13 protein-coding genes are annotated in these 16,080 nt (G+C 69.6%); 8 read left to right on the top strand and 5 right to left on the bottom strand.

What is annotated here, in order from left to right:
• The first annotated feature begins 153 nt into the window (after positions 1 to 153).
• Both ACO07H_RS04120 and ACO07H_RS04115 read left to right on the top strand, forming a co-directional pair.
• Positions 154 to 1,629 (top strand): M20 family metallopeptidase, encoded by a 1,476-nt coding sequence (locus tag ACO07H_RS04120; protein ID WP_422011400.1) that lies wholly within the window; start codon positions 154 to 156, stop codon positions 1,627 to 1,629.
• Positions 1,630 to 1,640: 11 nt separating this feature from the next.
• Positions 1,641 to 2,588, top strand: a complete 948-nt coding sequence (locus ACO07H_RS04115) for a LysR substrate-binding domain-containing protein (protein WP_422011398.1) — start codon at positions 1,641 to 1,643, stop codon at positions 2,586 to 2,588.
• 60 nt (positions 2,589 to 2,648) lie between these two features.
• Here the strand turns inward: ACO07H_RS04115 and ACO07H_RS04110 are convergent, their stop codons facing one another.
• Complete coding sequence (locus ACO07H_RS04110; RefSeq protein ID WP_422011396.1) at positions 2,649 to 3,200, bottom strand: hypothetical protein; 552 nt, start codon at positions 3,198 to 3,200, stop codon at positions 2,649 to 2,651.
• A 189-nt stretch (positions 3,201 to 3,389) separates the two neighbouring features.
• Here ACO07H_RS04110 and ACO07H_RS04105 point away from each other — a divergent pair, with 189 nt between their 5' ends.
• Genes ACO07H_RS04105 through rsmA form a run of 3 tightly spaced genes read left to right on the top strand, consistent with a single transcriptional unit; the run spans position 3,390 to position 7,754 of the window.
• Positions 3,390 to 5,648, top strand: coding sequence for an LPS-assembly protein LptD (locus ACO07H_RS04105; RefSeq protein ID WP_422011394.1), 2,259 nt, complete (start codon positions 3,390 to 3,392; stop codon positions 5,646 to 5,648).
• Positions 5,645 to 6,955 carry a peptidylprolyl isomerase gene (locus ACO07H_RS04100; protein WP_422011392.1) on the top strand — a complete coding sequence of 437 codons (1,311 nt, stop codon included), beginning with the start codon at positions 5,645 to 5,647 and terminating at the stop codon, positions 6,953 to 6,955. Before ACO07H_RS04105 ends, ACO07H_RS04100 begins: the two co-directional genes overlap by 4 nt.
• A 34-nt stretch (positions 6,956 to 6,989) precedes the next feature.
• Entirely contained in the window at positions 6,990 to 7,754 is a 765-nt protein-coding gene (gene rsmA / locus ACO07H_RS04095; RefSeq protein ID WP_422011390.1) for a 16S rRNA (adenine(1518)-N(6)/adenine(1519)-N(6))-dimethyltransferase RsmA, read from the top strand.
• A 233-nt stretch (positions 7,755 to 7,987) separates the two neighbouring features.
• Here the strand turns inward: rsmA and ACO07H_RS04090 are convergent, their stop codons facing one another.
• The 3 genes from ACO07H_RS04090 to ACO07H_RS04080 form a co-directional block, all read right to left on the bottom strand.
• Positions 7,988 to 8,383 carry a barstar family protein gene (locus tag ACO07H_RS04090; RefSeq protein WP_119039032.1) on the bottom strand — a complete coding sequence of 132 codons (396 nt, stop codon included), beginning with the start codon at positions 8,381 to 8,383 and terminating at the stop codon, positions 7,988 to 7,990.
• Positions 8,384 to 8,433: 50 nt separating this feature from the next.
• Entirely contained in the window at positions 8,434 to 8,856 is a 423-nt protein-coding gene (locus ACO07H_RS04085; protein ID WP_422011388.1) for a ribonuclease domain-containing protein, read from the bottom strand.
• Between the two features lie 233 nt (positions 8,857 to 9,089).
• Positions 9,090 to 11,387, bottom strand: a complete 2,298-nt coding sequence (locus ACO07H_RS04080; protein WP_422011386.1) for an NADP-dependent malic enzyme — start codon at positions 11,385 to 11,387, stop codon at positions 9,090 to 9,092.
• Between the two features lie 99 nt (positions 11,388 to 11,486).
• Between ACO07H_RS04080 and thiL the strand changes: the two genes are divergently transcribed.
• The 3 genes from thiL to ACO07H_RS04065 are packed head-to-tail and all read left to right on the top strand — an operon-like array spanning position 11,487 to position 13,477.
• Positions 11,487 to 12,437, top strand: a complete 951-nt coding sequence (gene thiL / locus ACO07H_RS04075; protein ID WP_422011384.1) for a thiamine-phosphate kinase — start codon at positions 11,487 to 11,489, stop codon at positions 12,435 to 12,437.
• Positions 12,434 to 12,973, top strand: coding sequence for a phosphatidylglycerophosphatase A (locus ACO07H_RS04070; RefSeq protein WP_422011382.1), 540 nt, complete (start codon positions 12,434 to 12,436; stop codon positions 12,971 to 12,973). The genes thiL and ACO07H_RS04070 overlap by 4 nt, the downstream gene beginning before the upstream one ends.
• A gap of 6 nt (positions 12,974 to 12,979) precedes the next feature.
• Entirely contained in the window at positions 12,980 to 13,477 is a 498-nt protein-coding gene (locus tag ACO07H_RS04065) for a CinA family protein (RefSeq protein ID WP_422011380.1), read from the top strand.
• Positions 13,478 to 13,641: 164 nt separating this feature from the next.
• Here ACO07H_RS04065 and ACO07H_RS04060 read toward each other — a convergent pair whose 3' ends face one another.
• On the bottom strand, positions 13,642 to 16,035 hold the full coding sequence (locus ACO07H_RS04060) for a putative bifunctional diguanylate cyclase/phosphodiesterase (protein WP_422011378.1): 2,394 nt from the start codon (positions 16,033 to 16,035) through the stop codon (positions 13,642 to 13,644).
• Positions 16,036 to 16,080: the final 45 nt, after the last annotated feature.

Raw genomic sequence — 16,080 nt, 5'->3', positions numbered from 1 at the left:
CAGGGCTCAGCGGCCCAGGACGTCGTTTTCCCCGATGGGGCACGGGGAATCGTGACATCGGCCGCGCTGTCGCGGCGCGCCTTCGCCGCACGCATCGCCGCACATCGAAAAGCCTAAACTGGCCGCCTGTGTCACAGACACCCGGAGTCCGCCATGAATGCCCGTGATCCCCACCTGCCGCTGCAAGCCGACGAGGCGAGCGCGCTCGGCACCTTCGCCGAACGTGTCTGGGACGAAGAGATCGTCCCGGCGCTGACCGACTACATCGCCATCCCCGCCAAGAGCCCGATGTTCGACGCCGACTGGGCGGCGCACGGCCACATCGACAAGGTGCTGACGCAGGCCGCCGCCTGGGTGGAAAGCAAGAAGGTCGCCGGCCTGAAGCTGGAGGTCATCCGCCTGCCCGGCCGCACGCCGGTCATCTTCTTCGAGGTGCCGGCCACCAAGGTGGGCAGCGAAGACACCATCGTCGTGTACGGCCACCTGGACAAGCAGCCCGAGTTCAGCGGCTGGCGCAACGACCTCGGCCCCTGGACGCCCAAGTACGAGAACGGCCTACTCTACGGCCGTGGCGGCGCGGACGACGGCTATGCGGTCTATGCGTCGCTGACGGCCATCATGGCGCTGGACCAGCAGGGCATCCCGCGGCCGCGTTGCGTGGGCCTGATCGAGACCTGCGAGGAGTCCGGCTCCTTCGACCTGCCGGCCTACCTGGACGTGCTCAACGACCGCCTGGGCCGGGTGTCGCTGGTGGTCTGCCTGGACTCCGGCGCCGGCAACTACGACCAGTTGTGGCTGACCACCTCGCTGCGCGGCATGGTGTCGGGCGTGCTCAAGGTCGAGATCCTGACCGAGGGCATCCACAGCGGCGACGCGTCGGGTGTGGTGCCGTCCTCCTTCCGCGTGCTGCGCCAGGTGCTGGACCGGCTGGAGGACAGCAAGACCGGCCGCCTGCTGCCCGAGAGCTTCCACTGCGAGATCCCGGGCGCGCGCCTGGAGCAGGTGCGGGCGACGGCGGCCATCCTGAAGGACGAGGTCTACAAGCGCATGCCCTGGGCCTGCGGCGCGGATGGCGGCCCGGTGCTGCCGGTCACGACCGACCCGGTCGAAGTGCTGCTGAACCGCACCTGGCGGCCGACGCTGTCGGTCGTCGGTGCCGACGGCTTCCCGGAGCTGAAGAACGCCGGCAACGTGCTGCGGCCGTACACGGCGTTCAAGCTGAGCCTGCGCCTGCCGCCGCTGGTGGACGGCAACGAGGCCGCGCTGCGCCTGAAGGCGCTGCTGGAGGACAACGCGCCCTACAACGCCAAGGTCACATTCACGCCCGACGGCCGTGCCGGCGCGTTCGGCGCCACGGGCTGGAACACGCCGGACCTGTCGCCCTGGCTCAGCCAGGCGCTGAACGACGCCAGCCTGGCGCATTTCGGCGCGCCAGTCGGCTACATCGGCCAGGGCGGCACCATCCCGCTGATGAGCATGCTGCAGAAGGGCTTCCCCCAGGCGCAGATGATGGTCTGCGGCGTGCTGGGCCCCAAGAGCAACGCGCACGGCCCGAACGAGTTCCTGCACGTGCCCTACGGCAAGCGGCTGACCGCCGCGGTCGCGCAGGTGATGGCCGCGCACCCGTGACCTGACGACGGATGGATCAGCTCCGCGCCATCAAGGTCTTCGTCCGCGTCATCGACGAGGGCAGCTTCGCGGCCGCCGCGCGCGCACTGGACCTGGCACCGGCCGTCGTCACGCGGCTGGTGGCCGAGTTGGAGGAGCACCTCGGCACGCGGCTGCTGAACCGCACCACGCGGCGGCTGTCGCTGACCGAGATCGGCGAGGCCTACCTCGAACGGGCGCGGCGCATCCTGGCCGACGTCGACGAGGCCGCGGCGCTGGCGGCGTCGGCCACGCAGGAGGTGCGGGGCCTGCTGCGCATCCTGTGCCCGCCGGCCATCGCGGTGCACCAGCTCGCCAAGCACCTGCCCAAGTTCCACCGCGAGTACCCGCTGGTCACGCTGGAGATCACGTCGCCCGGCCCCGTCGACACGGTGGACGACAGCTACGACCTGACCATCTTCTTGTCCCGTGAGCTGGTCGACGGCGACTTCATCGCCCGCCGCCTGGCGCGCAGCGAATTCATCATGTGCGCCTCGCCGGAATACCTCGACCAGCGCGGCCGCCCCCAGCACCCGCACGACCTCAAACTGCACGATGCGCTGCTGCCCCCCACGCCCGCCATGATGCGCGGCCTGACGCTGCAGCGTGGCGACGGTTCCGAGGAGATCACGCTGCCCATCGTGCCGTCGCGCGCCGCGCTGTCGACGACGCACATGGACACCAACTACGCCGCCGCGCTGCATGGACTGGGCGTGGCCGGACTGCCCAGCTTCATCGTGGAGGATGCGCTGATGGAGCAGGCCCTGGAGCGGGTCATGCCGGAGTGGCGTCTCTTCGGCGTGACGCTCTGGGCAGGCATGCCGACGCGCAAGTACGTGCCGGCCCGCACGCGCGCCTTCCTGGACTTCCTGCTGGAGATCTTCGGCGGCGAGGACAAGGACCCGTGGCTGGTGGCCGCGGGCTGCGCGACCCGGCCGTGAGCGCGGGCGACCTGGGCACATGCGGGCCGTTGTCCGGCCTGCCGCGGCGGCGGGCGCCCCTCACCTCAAGCTGAAGCCCAGGTCGAAGAATTCCGGATAGCGCGCCTCCATCGCCCGCTTCAGCAGCCCCAGGGCGACGTAACGGCTCGACGTCTTGGCGATGCGGGCCAGCAGCCGGCGTTCTTCCGCGTGCCCCTGGCCCAGCAGCGCGAGGTGCTGCCGCACCGCGCTCCATTCGAGCCTCCGCCAGTAGTCGCCGAAGTCGGCGGCCAGGTCCTCGTCGAGCAGGCCCGCGGCGCGGCAGGCCTGCCAGTGGCGCACCGCCCAGTCGATCTCCTGGGCCTCGTCCCAGGCCAGCTCGGGCGGGCGCAGCAAGGCGGCGAGGCCGTCGGTGGCGGCGCCCAGCGGCGCATCGTCGAGCAGGCGCTGCAGCACCACCTCCTGGCTCGAGTCGGCGATGCGGGCCAGCCCGGCGCGCAGGGCTGCCGGATCGGGCGGCGTGGGTGCACTGGGGTGCGCGCGCAGCTCGGCGCAGGCGGCGAGCATCAGCCGGTCGGCCTCGGCGGGGTGGGCCTGCAGGTCGGCGATCAGTGGGGGAGTCGGTGTCGGCATTGCGCAAGGCCCTCGTGGATAATGAAATTCTAAGAATCGCCGGTCCCGGCACCCCTCCTCATCGAGCCTTTGCCGCCCGTGCCGCGCGCGCTTCCAAACCCCCGCCCCGCCCCGCTGCCCACTTTCGTCGCCCTGGCCCTGTGCGCCTGGGGTGGCGCTTCGGCACAGCAGGGACCGCCCGACGATTCGGTGACATTGCGCAGCAGCCGTGTGCTGGGCGCGACGTCCAAGTCGTCCGGCATCAAGCCGGCGCTGGTCATCGCCGCCGGCAAGCTGTCGGCCCAGGTGGACCAGCAGGCCGAGGGTACCGAAGGTGTGGAGCTGCGCTACGGCGAGTTGGTGATGAACACCGACCAGCTGAACTACCGCGTCGTCGACGACCTGGCCAAGGCCCAAGGCAACGTGCGCGTCGCCCACAACGGCAACATTTTCACCGGCCCGCTGCTGCAGCTGTACGTGAGCCGCTTCGAGGGCGAGTTCCTGTCGCCGAGCTTCACGCTCGCCGCCACCGGTGGGCATGGCAAGGCCGACGTGATCCGGTTCCAGGACAGCGAGCACCTGAGCGCCACGAACGGCACCTACACCAGCTGCCCGGTCGTCGACAACCAGGAGCCGGCCTGGCAGATGTCGGCCCGGCAGCTGCGCATGGACTTGGCCGCCAACGAGGGCCAGGCCGAGGGCGCGGTGCTGCGCTTCCTGGGCGTGCCCATCCTGGCCGCGCCGTCCATGACCTTCCCGCTGAGTTCGGCGCGCAAGTCGGGCTGGCTGCCGCCCAACATCTTCCTGGACAACCGCAGCGGCTTCGAGTTCGGCGTGCCCTACTACTGGAACATCGCGCCGCAGCGCGATGCCACCGTCACGCCCTTCGTCATGACCAAGCGCGGCGTGGGCCTGGACAGCGAGTTCCGCTACCTGGAGCCCGACCACGCCGGCCGCATCAACGTCGACCTGCTGCCCAGCGACCGCGTCTTCGGCAGTTCGCGCTGGAGCCTGAAGTTCAACAACGACGGCAAGCTGGGCGACTGGCGCTACCGGTTGAAGAGCGAGCGGGTCTCGGACGACGACTACTGGAAGGACATGTCGCGCCGCGTCGAGAGCCAGACGCCGCGCCTGCTGTCCAGCGACCTCAACATCAGCCGCCAGCGCGAGCTGTCGTGGGGCGTCATCGACACCTACGCGCGCCTGCAGCACTGGCAGACGCTGCAGGGCGCCGACCCGCTCGCGCAGTTCGATTCGCCCTACCAGCGCAGCCCGCAGATCGGCATGCGCGTGACGACGGCGGCCGATGAAGCGGTGCTCGACAGCTTCCGCCCCTGGGGTCGCAAGGCGCGGCTGGAGGGCGGGCTGGAGCTGGAATACAACCGCTTCGACCTGCCCGGCTCGGCGCTGGCCGGGCAGCCGCGTGGCGGCCAGCGCGTGCATGCGCTGGGCCATGTGTCCGCGCCGCTGGGCGGCGAGGCGTGGTGGCTGATCCCGCGCGTGGCCGTCAACGCGGCCGCCTACGACCTGGATCGCCCGCAGGCCGATGGCCGCACCCGCATGGGCCGCGTGATTCCGACGCTGAGCATCGACCATGGCTGGGTCTTCGAGCGCGACACGACGCTGTTCGGCCGCGACATGCGCCAGAGCCTGGAGCCGCGCCTGCTGTACGTGAACACACCGTTTCGCGACCAGTCCAACCTGCCCAACTTCGACGCGGCGGCCAAGGACTTCAACTTCGACTCCATCTACACCGACAACCCGTTTTCGGGCGTGGACCGGGTGTCGGACCTGCACGCGCTGAGCGTGGGCGCCACCAGCCGCTGGGTCAACACGACGCAGGGCGAAGAGGTGCTGCGGCTGGGCGTGGTGCAGCGCTTCCTGTTCCGCGACCAGCTCATCACGCCGGACGGCCAGCCCGTCACGCAGCGCTTCTCCGACCTGCTGCTGGCGGCCGCCGCCCATCTGCAGGACCGCTGGTGGGCGGACGGCACGCTGGAGTTCAACCCGGAAACCAACCGCTCCGTGCGCTCCGTGATGCGGGCGCGCTATGCGCCGGGGCCGTTCAAGACCGTCAGCGTCGCCTACCGCTACGCGCGGGCGCAGAGCGAGCAGGTCGAGCTGGCCTGGCAGTGGCCGATCTACGGCCAGCCGGTGACGCAGCGCTCGCAGGCGAGCTGCGGCGGCGCCTGGTACAGCGCCGGGCGCGTGCAGTATTCGCTGCGCGACAAGCGGCTGACCGACTCGGTGGCCGGCTTCGAGTACGACGCCGGCTGCTGGGTGCTGCGTTTCGGCCTGGAGCGGCTGTCCACGGGCCGGGCCGAAACCAACACGCGGCTCATGCTGCAGCTGGAGCTGGTCGGCCTGTCCCAGCTCGGCTCGAACGCCCTCAAGGTCTTGAAGGACAATGTGCCCGGCTACCGGGCGCTGAGCTCCGACCGCTCGCCGAGTTCTGATTTCCTACCATGATGCATCGCTTCGACCCCCTCATCCTTGCTGTGACGCTGGCCTTGGCCGCCTTCCAGGCCCAAGCCCAGACGCCCACGCTGCAGCCGGGGGACTACATTGCCGCCGTCGTCAACCAGGACGTCGTCGCTGCCAGCGAGGTCGTCCAGCGCACCGAGCGGCTGCGCGCCGAGGCCCGCCAGCGCGGCGAGGTCATGCCCGAGACGAGCGGCCTGCGCAAGCAGGCGCTGGACGCGCTGATCGAGGACCGCGTGCTCGTCACCTACGCCCGCGAGAACGGCCCGCGCATCGACGAGGCGGAGCTGGACCGCGTGGTGGCCAACGTCGCTGCACAGAACAAGCTGACGATGGACAAGCTGCGCGAGCGGCTGAAAGCCGACGGCACCGATTTCAAGAGCTTTCGCGAAAACCTGCGTGACCAGATGATGACCGAGCGCGTGCGCGAGCGCGAAGTGCAGGGCCGCATCAAGATCACCGACGCCGAGATCGACGACTACCTCGACAAGAAGCGCGCGGCGCTGGAGCAGGGCGGCCAGATCAACCTCGCCCAGGTGCTGGTGACGGTGCCCGAAGGCGCGCCGGACGGCGTCGTGGCCGAGCGGCGTGCGCGCGCCGAGGCCGCGCTGGCCCGCGTCAAGGCGGGTGAGGACTTCGCCAAGGTGGCGCGCGAGGTGTCGGAGGACGGCAACAAGGCCAAGGGCGGCGAAATCGGCCTGCGCCCGGCCGACCGCCTGCCCGACATCTTCGTGGCCGCCGTGCAGAAGCTGAAGACCGGCGAGGTCGCGCCGGAACTGGTGCGCAGCGGCGCGGGCTTTCACATCCTGAAGGTCGTCGAGCGCCAGGGCGCGGCGTCGCTGACGCAGAGCCTGCAGACCCATGCCCGCCACATCCTGCTGCGCCCGTCGGCGCAGTTGACGGCTGAAGTCGCCGCGCGCCGCCTGGCCGAGATGAAGCGCCAGATCGAAGCCGGCCAGGCCCGCTTCGAAGACCTGGCCCGCGCCAACTCCGAGGACGGCAGCGCCCCGGAAGGTGGCGACCTGGGCTGGATGGGCGCCGGTGGTTTCGTGCCGGAGTTCGAGGAAGCGATGAACGCGCTGCCGCTGAACGGCATCTCCGGCCCGGTCATGTCGCGTTTCGGCGTGCACCTCATCCAGGTGCTGGAGCGCCGCTCCGTTGAGGTGGAGTTGAAGCAGCTGCGCGAACAGGCGCGTGGCGCACTGCGCGAGCAGAAGTATGACGAGGCCTACCAGGAGTGGGTCAAGGACCTGCGCAACAAGGCTTTCGTCGAAGTCCGGGAATGGCAGGACTGATGCACCGGCCGCAGCCGCAGCCGCGCAGGCCGGCATGAGCCAGCACATCCCCCGCAAGCGTTTCGGCCAGCATTTCCTGACCGACAAGGCGCTGATCGAAGCCATCGTCGACCTCATCGACCCGCGCGCGGGCGAGACGCTGGTCGAGATCGGCCCGGGCCTGGGGGCGATGACGCTGCCGCTGCTCAAGCGCCACCAGCCGCTGACCGTCATCGAACTGGACCGCGACCTGGCCGCACGGCTGCGCCAGCGCGACGACGTCGAAGTCATCGAGTCGGACGTGCTGAAGGTGGACTTCAAGGCGCTGGCCGCCGCCAAGGGCGCGAAGTTGCGTGTCGTCGGCAACCTGCCGTACAACATCTCCACGCCCATCCTCTTTCACTTGCTGGACGCGGTGGACGATGTGGTGGACCAGCACTTCATGCTGCAGAAGGAAGTCGTGGCCCGCATGGCCGCAGCGCCGGGCAACAAGGACTTCGGGCGGCTGTCGGTCATGCTGCAGTGGCGCTACGACATCGAGTCGGTGCTGGACGTGCCGCCGCAGGCGTTCGACCCGCCGCCGCGCGTGGACTCGGCCATCGTGCGCATGGTGCCGCTGACAACGCCGCCGGCGCTGGATGCCAAGCTGCTCGGCGCGCTCGTCACCAGCGCCTTCTCGCAGCGCCGCAAGCTGTTGCGCCACAGCCTGGGCCGCTGGCTCGCCGAGCGGAATTACGCAGGCCACTTCGACCTGCAGCGCCGCGCCGAGGAAGTGCCTGTGGCCGAGTTCGTCGCGCTGGCGCTGGAAGTCAAAGGCTGAGCACTGGGCGCGCTCAACAAAAACGGGACCCGAGGGTCCCGTTCTCTTTGGACACGCGGATGTTCAGGCTGCGTTGAGCCACATCGACGTGTCGAAGGCGCTGCACATCATCGGCATGTTCATGCCGAAGTTGGGGTTGCCAATTGCCGCCTTGGCGCTTTTCGGCGCAGGCTTTTCAATCACCGGGGCCACCTCAGTAGCCCGCTCCCATGACCCGTTTTCTTGGGAGCGGGCTACTGAAAAGAATAGAAACAGCGGAAGGCGATCTTCCTGTCGGCCCAGTAGTCGGCCGTGTCGCGGAAGACATCGAGCAACTGCTCGCGCGCCTCCCGGTCGAAGCGCACGTTGTCTGGCAACTGCTCCAGCACGACGACGAAGCCGGGCTGGCTGCCCGACTTGTGCACGAGGTCGGTCATGCAGTCATGCAGCGCGTCCAGGTTCTTGCCGAAATGCGCCGGAAAGAGGAACGCCTGCGCGATCCCATCGAGCACGTCTTGCTTGGACTGCGCCTCCGACAGGTTGGCATACAGGAAATGCTGGCCCGCTTCGTGGGCGGCCTGCATCAAGTCCTCGACCCGGTAGGCCCGAATGGCCTGCACGATATTGGGACGGACGGTCTGCAAAAGCATGGTCGCGTTCCTCCTTTCAAGTCACAAAACGGTTTCGATTCCTGCGGCGCTCACGGTGCCAGCCCGGCGCGGATGCGCTTGAAGCTGGCATAGTGGTCGCCGGTGTAGTAGCAGACCTCGGGCGCTGTCGGCGGCGTGCCGCCGCAGATGATGCGGCGGGCGCCCCGCGTGCGTGCGCCAGGGGTCTTGACCGTGTATTCGCGGTAGAAGCCGCGAGCCTTGCCGGGTAGCAGGCGCTCGCGATTGCCGAACACCACGCCGTCCTTGGCATAAGGAAACGGACCGCCGGACCTGATGAGCCGGTGCGTTTCCTGAGCCTGGACAGGCAGCTCGCTCAGCGAAACTTCGGCCAGAGCGGGCGTTGCGGTGGGTGCTGCTTCCTTGGCCAGCGCACCGCCGGCCAGGCCGGTGAGCAGCAGGGCGGACAGTGCCGCCGAGGCGCCAGAGCGCGCAAGCCACGAGAACAAAAACACGGGTTTACCCTGTTTCGAAAACCGATATGGTACCGAAACCCCCTAAAAAGCTCAAGCCGGCAACGGCCGTCCACCCCTGGACCAGGGCCATGTGAGCCTGCGCTCACATCTTGCCAAGTGCTTGTTTCAGGCCGTTCTTGACGGTTTCATGACGGAGTTTCCGAGATGAAAACTTCTGTCAATTGGGGGAGTCCGGGCGCTTTCGGAGTGTTCATCCGCGTCGCTCGCCTGGCTCAGCCGCGCGCCGCGTTGGCGTCGGCGACCGTCAGCGCCGTCATGTTGACGATGCGCCGCACGGTGGCGGACGGCGTCAGCACATGCACCGGCTTGGCCGCGCCGAGCAGCACCGGACCGATGGCGATGCCGCCGCCGGCGGCCGTCTTCAGCAGGTTGTAGGAGATGTTGGCGGCGTCGATGTTGGGCAGCACGAGCAGGTTGGCCTCGCCGCTGAGGGGGCTGTTGGGCATGATCTGCTTGCGGTAGGCGGCGTCCAGCGCCGTGTCGCCGTGCATCTCGCCGTCGACTTCCAGCCAGGGCGCGAGCTGCTGCAGCAGCGCCAGCGTGTCACGCATCTTCACGGCCGACGGGCAGTTGCTGGTGCCGTAGTTGCTGTGCGACAGCAGCGCGGCCTTGGGCGCCAGGCCGAAGCGGCACATCTCCTGAGCGGCCATGACGGTGATCTCGGCGAGCTGCGCGGCATCGGGGTCGTAGTTGACGTGGGTGTCCACCAGCATGACCTGGCGGCCCGGCAGGATGAGCCCGTTCATGCAGGCATAGGTCTTCACGCCGGCGCGCTTGCCGATGACCTGGTCGATGTATTGCAGGTGCGTGGCCGTCGTGCCCCAGGTGCCGCACAGCATGCCGTCGACCTCGCCCTTGTGCAGCAGCATGGCGCCGATCAGCGTCAGGCGGCGGCGCATCTCGATCTTGGCGAGCTGCTGGGTCACACCCTTGCGCTCGGTCATGCTGAGATAGGTCTGCCAGTAGTCGCGGTAGCGGTGGTCGTTCTCGACGTTGACGACGTCGTAGTCCCGGTCCTGCTGCAGGCGCAGGCCGAAGCGCTCGCAGCGCTCGGCGATGACGCCCGGGCGGCCGATCAGCGTCGGGCGCGCCAGGCCTTCGTCGACGACGACCTGCGCGGCGCGCAGCACGCGCTCCTCCTCGCCCTCGGCATAGGCGACGCGCTTGTTGGGCGCGCGCTTGGCCGCGGAGAAGATGGGCTTCATGGTGTTGCCCGACGCGTAGACGAAGCTCTGCAGCTTCTCGCGGTAGGCGTCCCAGTCGGTGATCGGACGGGCCGCGACGCCCGAATCCTCGGCCGCCTTGGCCACGGCCGGTGCGATGCGCATCATCAGCCGCGGGTCGAACGGCTTGGGGATCAGGTACTCAGGCCCGAAGCTCAGCGTGGCGCCCACGTAGGCTGCGGCGACCACCTCGCTCTGCTCGGCCTGTGCCAGGTCGGCGATCGCGTGGACGGCGGCAATCTCCATCTCGACGTTGATCGTCGTGGCGCCCGAGTCCAGCGCGCCGCGGAAGATGTAGGGGAAGCACAGGACGTTGTTGACCTGGTTCGGGTAGTCGGTGCGGCCGGTGGCCATGATGGCGTCGCTGCGCACCGACTGCACCTCTTCCGGCAGGATCTCCGGCGTCGGGTTGGCCAGCGCGAAGATCAGCGGCTTGGCGGCCATCGTCGCCACCACGTCGGCCTTCAGCACGCCGCCGGCCGACAGGCCCAGGAACACGTCGGCACCCTTCATGACGTCGCGCAGCGAACGCGCTTCAGTCTTCTGCGCGAACTCGGCCTTGTCCGGGTCCATCAGCTCGGTGCGGCCTTCGTAGACGACGCCGGCCAGGTCCGTCACCCAGATGTTCTGGCGCGGCAGGCCCAGCTTCACGAGCAGGTTCAGGCAGGCCAGCGCCGCCGCGCCCGCGCCCGAGGTGACGAGCTTGACGTCCTTGATGTCCTTGCCGACGACCTTCAGGCCGTTCAGGAAGGCCGCGCCGACGACGATGGCCGTGCCGTGCTGGTCGTCGTGGAAGACCGGGATCTTCATGCGCTCGCGCAGCTTGCGCTCGACGTAGAAGCAGTCCGGCGCCTTGATGTCTTCCAGGTTGATGCCGCCGAACGTGGGCTCCAGCGCGGCGATGCAGTCCACCAGCTTGTCCAGGTCGTTCTCGGCCACTTCCAGGTCGAAGACGTCGATGCCGGCGAACTTCTTGAAGAGCACGCCCTTGCCTTCCATCACCGGCTTGGACGCCAGCGGGCCGATGTTCCCGAGGCCCAGCACGGCCGTGCCGTTGGAGACGACGGCGACAAGGTTGCCGCGCGAGGTGTAGCGGAAGGCGTTGGCCGGGTCGGCCACGATCTCCTCGCACGCGGCGGCCACGCCGGGCGAGTAGGCCAGCGCCAGGTCGCGCTGGTTGACGAGGGACTTGGTCGGTGCGATCGCGATCTTGCCCGGCGTCGGGAACTCGTGGTATTCGAGGGCGGCCTGGCGGAGCTGGGCGCGTTTTTCTTCTGAGCTGGACATGGCGGGGGTCACAAAGGCCGACGGGGTTGGGATGATGCCACCGCAGCCCGCCAGGGTCGCTGTGGATGTCCACAGCGCATGGACAGAGACAATCGCGGCATGGGTGAGTTCGATCTGATCCGGCGCTTCTTCCAGCGCCCTGCGGCTGATGGTGCCGAAGCCGGCGTGGACGTCGGCATCGGCGACGACTGCGCCGTGCTCGTGCCGACGCCGGGCGCGCGTTGGCTGGTGTCCAGCGACATGCTGGTCGAGGGCCGGCATTTCCTGTCCACCGTCGATCCGGCGCGGCTGGGCCACAAGGCGCTGGCCGTCAACCTCAGCGACCTGGCCGCCTGCGGGGCGACGCCGCGCGGCTTCACGCTGGCGCTGGCGCTGCCGCGCGCGGACGAGGCCTGGCTGGCCGGCTTCTCGCGCGGCTTGCTGGCGCTGGCCGATGCGAGCGGTTGCCCGCTGATCGGTGGCGACACGACGCAGGGCCCGCTGAACCTGTGCGTCACGGTCTTCGGCGAAGCGCCGGCCGGGCAGGCGCTGCTGCGCCGTGGCGCGCGGGTGGGCGACGAGATCTGGGTGTCGGGCAAGCTGGGCGATGCGCGCCTGGCGCTGGAGGTCTTCCGCGGCACGGTGGCGCTGGACGGCCTGGGCCTGGAGACGGTGCGCGCAGCCATGGAGTGTCCGGCGCCGCGGCTCGCGCTGGGCCAGGCGCTGCGCGGCATCGCCACGGCCGCCATCGACCTTTCGGACGGCCTGCTGGGCGACCTGGGCCACATCCTCGCGGCGTCCGGCGTGGGCGCGCGCCTCGATGTGGACGCGCTGCCGCGCAGCGCCGTGCTGGCCGCGCAGTCGCCCGCGCTGCAGCGCGAATGCCTGCTGGCCGGCGGTGACGACTACGAACTCGTCTTCACCGCGCCACCCGGCGCCGTGCTGCCTGACGTGGGCGTGCGGCTGACGCGCATCGGCGTCATCGAGGCGCAGCCGGGGCTGCGGGTGGTGGATGGGCGCGGCGCTGCGGTCGAGCACGGCCTGCGCAGCTTCGACCATTTCAGCGCATGAGCACCGCACCCGTTCGGCCGACCATGGCCTTCATGTGGCGCCACCCGGCACGCTGGATCGCGCTGGGCTTCGGCAGCGGCCTGGCGCCCAAGGCGCCCGGCACCGTCGGCACGCTGTGGGCCTGGGCCGCGTTCGCCCTCATCGCGCCGTGGATGAGCGACGTGGCCTGGGCGCTGCTGATCGGCGGCGGCACGCTGGTCGGCTGGTGGGCCTGCACGGTCACCGCGCGCGACCTGCACACGCCAGACCCCAGCGCCGTCGTCTGGGACGAGATCGTGGCCTTCTGGCTGATCCTGTGGCTGATCGCGCCGACCGGGTTCGTCGGCCAGGCCGTGGCCTTCGGGCTGTTCCGCTTCTTCGACGCGGCCAAGCCCGGGCCGGTGGGCTGGGCGGACCGGTTGTTCAAGCCCGGGCGCGGTGCCGACGGCAGCTACCGGATCGGCTGGGCGCAGGGCTTCGGCATCTTGTTCGACGATTTCGTGGCCGCGGGCTGTACGCTGGTGGTCATCGCGCTGTACCGGGTCTTGATGGGGTGAGATGCCATGTGGGCCGACGACCATGAACTGATCGACCGCATCGCCGTGGCGCTGATGCAGCGGCGCGAGCGCATCGGCACGGCCGAGTCCTGCACCGGCGGCCTCATCGCGGCGGCGTGCACCAGCCTGGCGGGTTCCAGCGCGTGGTTCGAGCGCGGCGTCGTCAGCTACAGCAACGAGGCCAAGGCCGAACTGCTGGGCGTGCCCAAGGGCCTGATCGCGCTGCACGGCGCGGTCAGCGCCGAGGTGGCCGAGCACATGGCGCGCGGCCTGCTGGCGCATGCGCCCATCGACTGGGCCCTGTCGGTCACCGGCATCGCGGGGCCCACGGGCGGCAGCGAGGCCAAGCCGGTCGGCACCGTGTGGCTGGCGCTGGTGCACGCGGGCCGGCCGGCCCGGGTCTGGCGCGAGAACTTCGGCGGCGACCGCCATGCGGTGCGCGTGCAGACGGTGACGGCGGGGCTGGCGGCGCTTTGCGAAGCGCTGGAAGACAGAGATAACTGACTGCGACCTCGTCGCTCGCGGGCCGAGCGCCGGGTCGCTCCCGAGCCGGCACACTCTGGCAATGTGCTTGTGGCTCGATGCCGCAAGCATCGCCGTCCCCAGGGGAGATCGATCAGGCTTGCCGGCGGCCAGCCGGCGCAAAACTGGGCGAGGGGCTGTCCAGGTCAGCCGAGCTTGGCCATCAGGCTCTCCGCGGTGACCGCGGAGATGTCGGGCGCCTGCCAGGACTGCACCCAGGCGATGAACTGCTCCTGCGGCATGGGCTTGCAGATGTAATAGCCCTGGCCTTCGTCGCAGCCCAGCCGCGACAGCATGGCCCAGGCCTTGGCGGTTTCCAGGCCCTCGGCAACGACGCTCAGGCCCAGGTTGTGCGCGAGCTCGATGGTGGAGCGCACGATGCGCGCGTCGTCCAGGTCGCGCTCCATCGCCAGCACGAAGCTCTTGTCGATCTTCAGCTCGTCCACCGGCAGCCGCTTCAGGTAGGCCAGTGACGAGTAGCCGGTCCCGAAGTCGTCGATGGACAGCTTGAAACCCATCGCGTGCAGGTGCTCCAGCGTCGACAGCGCCCGTTCCGGGTCGTCCATGATGGCGCTCTCGGTGATCTCCAGGCACAGCGCCGCGGGCGGCACTTCCAGCGGCGCGAGCATGGCTTCGATCTTGCCCGGCAGGTCCTGGTCCATCAGGTCGCGCGTGGACAGGTTGACGGACAGCCGCAGGGCCAGTCCGGCGTCCAGGGCCTCGCGCGAAAACTTGGCGGCACCCGACAACACCCACGCGCTCAGCATGCGGATGAAGCCGGTCTGCTCCGCGAACGGGATGAACTGCATCGGCGGCACCAGACCCCGCGTCGGGTGCTGCCAGCGCACCAGCGCCTCGGCGCCGACCACACGCCCGCGCTGCAGGTCGATCTTGGGTTGCAGGAACAGGCGCAACTCGTCGTTCTCGACGGCCTGGCGCAGTTCCGTCAGCAACGACAGCGACTCCTGGCTGCCGGCATCCAGCTGCGCGTGGTAGATGAGGCTGCCGCACTGGCGGGTCTTGGCCGCGTACATGGCCAGCTCGGCCCGGCCCAGCAGCAGGTTGACGTCGTGGCCGTGCTCGGGGAACAGCGCGATGCCGATGCCGGCGCCCAGGTCGATGGTCTCGTTGTCGATCTGCAGCGGGCGCTCGAAGTCCTTCAGGATGGCCAGCGCCGCCTCGCTGGCCTCGCGCGCGTCGGTCTGCGCCAGCAGGATGGCGAACTCGTCGCCCAGCAGCCGCGCGAGCACCGAATGGGCCGGCGCGCACAGCGCCTGCAGCCGTTCGGCCACGCTTTGCAGCAGCCGGTCGCCGACCTCGTGGCCCAGCACGTCATTGACATGCTTGAAGCGGTCCAGGTCCAGCATCAGGACGGCGCCCGGCGTGTCGCTGTTGGTCAGGTGGTGCTGCAGGAACTCGGCGAAGCGCGCACGGTTGGGCAGCAGCGTGAGCTGGTCGACATAGGCGAGGTTGTTGACGAGCGCGTCGCGGCGGCGGATGCCTTCGCGCATGCTCTCCAGCGCCACGGCGAGCTTGTGCACCTCTTCGAGCTGCGACGACGCGGGCACGGGCGTGTCGTAGTCGCCCTCCTCCAGCCGGCGCGCGGAGCCCGACAGCGCCGTGATCGGGCCGCTGATGCCGCGTGCCAGCAGCACGCTGACGAGGGCGAAGACCGCCACGCCCAGCACGGTCAGGCCGAGCTGGATGAGCTGCAGTTGCTGGTAGGGCGCCAGCGCCGCATCCAGCGAGCGCAGCAGCAGCACGCCCAGCCGCTGCTCGCCTGCGAGCAGCGGCACGAAGCGAGCGCGCATGCGCTCGCCGGCCAGCTCCAGCACGCCGCCGGCAGGTGGGGCCGTGTCCAGCCGCGCCTTCAGCGCAGCCGAGGCGTCCGGGCCGAGGTTGCCGACGAGCGCCAGCCAGGGCTGATTCTGCGTCTGCAGCAGCGCGACGCTGTCCAGCTCCGACAGCGCCTTCAGGTCGTCCAGCACCTCGCGGTCCAGCGCGAAGCCCATCAACACCCAGCCCACCGGTGCCGGCGTGCGCACCTGCACGGCGACGACCTGGTAGACATGGTCGCCCTGGACCGCCAGCGCGCTGCCGTCCTTGCTGTTGACGAGCTGCTGCAGCGCCGTGCCGAACGGGGCCGCATCGCCGCGCGTGGCGGCCACGAGGTGGAGCTGGTCGTCGAAGTAGGCCACGACCGAGGCGCCCACGCGCTCGCCCTGGTTGACGAGGGCGTCCTTGATCGTCTCGACGGTGTCGGCCTCGGCCACGGACAGGCCGATGGTCGTGCGAAAGCCGTAGTCCTTGGCCAGCAGCTCGGCCGCGTCGCGCAGCTTGCCGGCGCGCTGGTCCAGCAGGCGGCGCAGCACGCGTTCGCCGGTCTGCAGCTCGGCCGCCAGCGATTCCTCGGCGTTGTGCGTGATGCTGGCGCGGATGGCGCTGAAACTGATGATCTGCACGACCAGCAGCAAGGCCAGGAAGAGGGCCACGATGCGGCCCTGCAGGTGGCGCAGGTTCAGCCAGACCGGCCAGTGCATCGTCAGTGGGGCCCGGCCGCCCGCAGCCGCTGAAGCGACCCCTCG

This window comes from Roseateles sp., from assembly GCF_965229315.1.
In the GTDB taxonomy this organism is placed as follows: Bacteria; Pseudomonadota; Gammaproteobacteria; order Burkholderiales; family Burkholderiaceae_C; genus Pelomonas.
This window is presented reverse-complemented; position numbering and strand designations above follow the sequence as displayed.